Source organism: Pandoraea sp. B-6 (genome assembly GCF_000282835.1).
GTDB classification, from domain to species: Bacteria; Pseudomonadota; Gammaproteobacteria; order Burkholderiales; family Burkholderiaceae; genus Pandoraea; species Pandoraea cepalis.
On record NZ_KB290510.1, the window covers coordinates 13,209 to 18,435 of the forward strand.

The following is a 5,227-nucleotide window of genomic DNA, read 5'->3' on the forward strand; positions in this document are numbered from 1 at the left end:
CGCTATTGTACCGGGTCGCACGGCCGTCGATCCAACGGCCGTGCCGCGTCAGGCGGCGGCTTTCGGCGCGTCGTGAGGCGCCACGCGCGAGAGGATCATCGCGTCGCCGTAGCTGAAGAAGCGGTAGCGCTGCTCGATCGCATGCCGGTAGGCCGCGCGGATCGTCTCCATCCCCGAGAACGCCGACACCAGCATGAGCAAGGTCGATTTGGGCAGGTGGAAGTTGGTAATGAGCCGGTCGACCAATTGGAAATGGTAGCCCGGCGTGATGAAAATGTCCGTCTCGGCACTGCCGGCGCGCAAGGTGCCCGGCGCCCCGCCCGCAGCCAGCGTGGCTTGCGCGGCCGACTCCAGGGCACGCATCGACGTCGTGCCGACCGCGACGACGCGGCCGCCGCGCGCGCGGGTGGCGGCGATGGCGTCGACCAGCGACGGCGTGATTTCGTACCACTCCGAGTGCATCTTGTGTTCGCCGATGTTCTCCACGCGCACCGGCTGGAACGTGCCGGCGCCCACGTGCAGCGTCAGTGTGGCGCGGTGCACGCCCAGTGCGTCGAGGTGGGCGAAGAGGCTGTCGTCGAAATGCAGCCCAGCGGTCGGCGCGGCCACCGCGCCCGGGTTGCGGGCATACACGGTCTGGTAGCGCGTTTCGTCGGCGGCGTCGGCGTCGTGTGCGATATACGGTGGCAAGGGCAGGCGGCCGTAGGTCTCCAGCAGCGTATAGCAGTCGTCCGGGAAGTGCAGCGTGTAGAACGGTTCGACGCGCTCGCCAACGGTCACGTCGAACGCATCGGCCAGATGCAGCACGGTGCCGGGCGTCGGGCTCTTGCTCGCCCGGATCTGCGCGAGCACGGTGCGGTTGTCGATCACTCGCTCGACGAGCACCTCAATCTTGCCGCCGCTCGCCTTCTGGCCGAACAGGCGCGCCTTGATGACACGGGTGTCGTTGAACACCAGCAAGTCGCCGGGGGCGAGCAGGCTAGGCAGATCGGCGAAGCGCCGGTCGTACAGATGGGGCGGCGTGACGCTGCCGTCGACCTCCAGCAGGCGGCTGGCGGTGCGCTCGGTGAGCGCGGTCTGCGCGATCAGTTCGGGCGGCAGGTCGAAATCGAAATCGGAAAGGGTATACATCAGCGTTTACAATGCGTAGCAACCGACATTTTACTTGGTTCGTCCGAAGGCCTGCCGGCACGGTGTGCGCCTCACGGCCGAACGTCCCCGACTCGCGACTGCATGACCGAACGCAGAATGCCCGCCACCGCGCCTGACGACGCCCCTGCCGACCTCGTGGACCTTGCCGATGCCGCCGGTGCACAGACCGATGTCGCACCACGTCCCGCCGCGAAGCGCGGTCGGCGCCCGGCTGCGCCGGCGCAGGCGCCGACAGGGGGGGACGAAGCGGTCCCCGCTAGATCCACCCAGTCACCGAAAAACGCGAAGGCCGCCGCGCGCAAGACGACCGGTTCAGGCACGGCCGACAAGCTCGCCAAGCTCGGTCTGAAGCGCGACATCGATCTGATTCTGCATCTGCCGATGCGCTACGAGGACGAAACCACCCTGCGCAAGATCGGCGAAGTGCTGCCGAGCGAACTGGCGCAGGTGGAGGGCGTCGTCACGTCAAGCGAAGTGGCCTACCGGCCGCGCCGTCAATGGGTCGTACGCATTGCGGACGAAGGCCACGAACTTGTGCTGCGTTTTCTGAATTTCTACGGCAGCCAGCAGAAGCAACTCGCCGTTGGCACGCGCGTGCGAGTGCGTGGCGAAGTGCGTGGCGGCTTCTTCGGATTGGAGATGGTCCACCCCGCGTATCGCGTGGTGCAGGACGCCGCCGCGCCGCTGCCGGAGTCCCTCACGCCGGTGTACCCGAGCGCGGCGGGCCTGTCGCAAGCGTATCTGCGCAAAGCGATCCACAACGCGATGGAGCGCACGCCGTTGCCGGAGTTGCTGCCGCCAGGACTGCTTCAGCGTGTCATGGGGCCCGAGCATCCGCTCCCGGCGTTGTCCGACGCCGTCCACCTGCTGCACGCGCCTCCGCCCAATGTGTCCGAGACAGCGCTTGTCGAGCGCTCGCATCCGGCATGGCTGCGCATCAAGTGCGAGGAGTTGCTCGCGCAGCAACTGTCGCTCAAACGGGCACAGGCGGCGCGTCGACGGCTCGCGGCCCCTGCGCTCGGCGCCCGCGTGCCGGGGGGCTTGCTCGAACGCTTCGAGGCGGCGCTGCCGTTTCGCCTGACCGGCGCTCAGCAACGCGTGTGGGCCGAGATCCGCGCCGATCTTGCCGAACCGCATCCGATGCAGCGCCTGCTTCAGGGCGACGTGGGCAGCGGCAAGACGATCATTGCGGCGCTGGCCGCGGCACAGGCCATCGACGCAGGGTATCAGGCGGCGATCATGGCGCCGACCGAAATCCTTGCGGAGCAGCATCTGCGCAAACTCTCGGGCTGGCTTGCGCCGTTGGGCGTCGAGGTCGCGTGGCTGGCGGGCAGCATGAAGGCGAAGGAAAAGCGCGAGGCCCTCGCGCGCGTGGCGAGCGGCGACGCGCAACTGGTCATCGGCACGCACGCCATCATTCAGGATACCGTCACGTTTGCGCGACTGGGCATGGCCGTAGTCGACGAGCAACACCGGTTTGGCGTGGCACAGCGTCTGGCGCTGCGCAGCAAGATGCAAACCGCCGGCATGGGCGGCAACGCCATGCCGCATCAGTTGATGATGAGCGCGACGCCCATTCCGCGAACGCTCGCGATGACGTACTACGCCGATCTGGACGTTTCCGTGATCGACGAGTTGCCGCCGGGCCGCAGTCCCGTCGTCACCAAGCTGATCAGTGACACGCGGCGCCCGGAAGTGATCGAACGCGTGCGGGCGGCGGCGCTGGCCGGCCGCCAGGTGTACTGGGTTTGTCCGCTGATCGAGGAGAGCGAGGCGCTGCAATTGCAGACGGCCGTCGACACGCATGCCCAACTGGTCGCGGCGCTGCCCGAGTTGCGTGTGGGACTCGTGCACGGGCGGCTCGCGCCGGCGGAGAAGGCGGCCGTGATGGACGACTTCACGCGTGGCGACACGCATCTGCTGGTGGCGACCACGGTCATCGAAGTGGGGGTGGACGTGCCGAATGCATCGCTGATGGTCATCGAACATGCGGAGCGCTTCGGGCTTGCGCAACTGCACCAGTTGCGCGGACGCGTGGGGCGCGGCTCGGCGGAATCGGTGTGCCTGTTGATGTATGCGTCACCGCTGTCGATGGGCGCGAAGGCGCGTTTGCAAACGATGCGCGAGACCACCGACGGTTTTGTCATTGCGCGACGCGATCTGGAGATTCGCGGCCCGGGCGAATTTCTCGGTGCGCGGCAGTCGGGCGCGGCGATGTTGCGCTTCGTCGATCTGAATGAGGACGCCTGGCTGATCCCGGGCGCCCAGGAAGCGGCCGATGTGCTGCTCGCGTCGCACCCCGGTGCCGTGGCGGCGCACTTGGAGCGCTGGCTCGGGGCGCGGGAAGACTATCTGAAGGCATGACGCCGGTGTCTGCGCGACGGTCGGGCGGCGAGGCGTCAACGGACGCATCTGCGCTGGCATCAACGTGGACGTCGACCGAAAACGGGCAATCGCCGCTCGATTGTGCTATAAAAAACAAAATCTATCGATTGCGGTAATTCGATTAATTTACACAGGTTAGGACGACATGACCCTCACGGAACTCAAGTACATCGTGGCGGTGGCGCGCGAACGCCATTTCGGTCGCGCAGCGGAAGCCTGTTTCGTCAGCCAGCCGACGCTTTCGGTGGCCATCAAGAAGCTCGAAGACGAGCTGAACGTACAGATTTTCGAGCGTGGCGCCGCCGAAGTGAGCGTGACGCCGCTCGGCGAGCAGATCGTTGCCCAGGCGCAGCGAGTGCTCGAGCAGACGATCGCCATCAAGGAAATCGCCAAGCAGGGGCGCGATCCGCTTGCCGGGCCGCTGCGTCTGGGCGTGATCTACACGATCGGGCCGTATCTGCTGCCGTCCCTCGTCAAACAGATGATCGAGACGACGCCGCAGATGCCGCTCATGCTGCAGGAGAACTACACGCTCAAGCTTATCGAGCTGCTCAAGCAGGGCGAAATCGATGCGGCGGTCATGGCGCTGCCGTTCCCGGAGAGCGGCCTGATGGTGCGCCCGCTTTACGACGAACCGTTCGTCGTGGCGCTGCCGCGTTCGCATCCGTGGTCCGAGCGTGAGCACATCGACGCGGGCGATCTCAAGCAGGAGACGATGCTGCTGCTGGGCAGTGGGCATTGTTTCCGCGATCACGTGCTGGGTGTGTGTCCGGAACTGATGCGCTTCTCGCAGAATGCCGACGGTATCCAGAAGACGTTCGAAGGCTCTTCGCTGGAGACCATTCGTCATATGGTCGCGAGCGGCGTAGGCATCACCGTGCTGCCGAAGACGTCGGTGCCCGAGACGCAGGCGCCCGACAGTCTGCTGCGCTATGTGCCGTTCTCGGCACCAGTGCCTGACCGTCGCGTCGTGCTGGCGTGGCGCAAGAGCTTCACGCGGCTGCCCGCCATCGACGCCGTGGCGCAAGCCATCGCCCGATGCCATCTGCCGGGCGTGATTCCCCTCGATCTGCCGGCAACGTCGAACTGATACGCCGGGACCCACCCGTTCCGTTACCGCTTGAAGGTGCAATACGCCGTCGCTTGGTGCTGCGGCGTATTGTTTTTAGCTATTGAACGCATAAAAACGATTAACTCGACCGTTTTCATAAGGCGAATTAGTCTTAAGCATCGAGAAGCCCGGCAAGCCATGACTGAGCGCGTCGACTACGGCCAGAAAGCGCGTATGGCGGCGATGCCGTAGGCCCCGGCGTGGCGCGCGCTCGACAAGGCGTCGTCCCGCATGCCGCCGAGGGCGAACACCGGCAGCGACGTTTGCGCGGCGAGCGCGGTGAATGCGGGCCAGCCAAGCGGCTTGGCGTCCGGATGCGTCGCGGTGACGAGCACGGGCGATAGCGTAATGAAGTCGAGGCCCAGAAGCGTGGCGCGTTCGACCTGTGCGGCGTTGTGACAGGCGGCGCTGACAAGCTTCCAGCCCGCGGGACGAGCATCGCAGACCATGAGTCGCGCACTCGTCAGATGCCAGCCGTCTGCCTGCGGGACAGTACTGGCGTGCACGCCGTTCGGTGCGTCGAGCCAGAGATCCGCAACGCTTTGCGGCGGGGTGGGGGTAAGTTGCGCACCTGCCGCA

The 5,227-nt window shown here is 66.1% G+C and carries 3 protein-coding genes and 1 pseudogene; 2 read left to right on the forward strand and 2 right to left on the reverse strand.

Going from position 1 to position 5,227, the window contains the following annotated elements; translation table 11 throughout:
* Positions 1-48: 48 nt before the first annotated feature.
* On the reverse strand, positions 49-1,131 hold the full coding sequence (gene queA, locus A985_RS0109135; RefSeq protein ID WP_017233101.1) for a tRNA preQ1(34) S-adenosylmethionine ribosyltransferase-isomerase QueA: 1,083 nt from the start codon (positions 1,129-1,131) through the stop codon (positions 49-51).
* A gap of 102 nt (positions 1,132-1,233) precedes the next feature.
* Here queA and recG point away from each other — a divergent pair, with 102 nt between their 5' ends.
* Both recG and A985_RS0109145 read left to right on the forward strand, forming a co-directional pair.
* On the forward strand, positions 1,234-3,516 hold the full coding sequence (recG, locus tag A985_RS0109140; RefSeq protein ID WP_017233102.1) for an ATP-dependent DNA helicase RecG: 2,283 nt from the start codon (positions 1,234-1,236) through the stop codon (positions 3,514-3,516).
* Positions 3,517-3,682: 166 nt separating this feature from the next.
* Positions 3,683-4,627, forward strand: a complete 945-nt coding sequence (locus A985_RS0109145; RefSeq protein ID WP_017233103.1) for a LysR substrate-binding domain-containing protein — start codon at positions 3,683-3,685, stop codon at positions 4,625-4,627.
* A 176-nt stretch (positions 4,628-4,803) separates the two neighbouring features.
* Here A985_RS0109145 and A985_RS24805 read toward each other — a convergent pair.
* Positions 4,804-5,227, reverse strand: a pseudogene (locus A985_RS24805) (thiamine phosphate synthase); the annotation flags it as partial.

Bases quoted from the DNA above. Each gene is read 5' to 3' on its own strand.
- queA (WP_017233101.1), bottom strand. From the start codon at position 1,131: ATGTATACCCTTTCCGATTTCGATTTCGACCTGCCGCCCGAACTGATC.
- recG (WP_017233102.1), top strand. From the start codon at position 1,234: ATGACCGAACGCAGAATGCCCGCCACCGCGCCTGACGACGCCCCTGCC.
- A985_RS0109145 (WP_017233103.1), top strand. From the start codon at position 3,683: ATGACCCTCACGGAACTCAAGTACATCGTGGCGGTGGCGCGCGAACGC.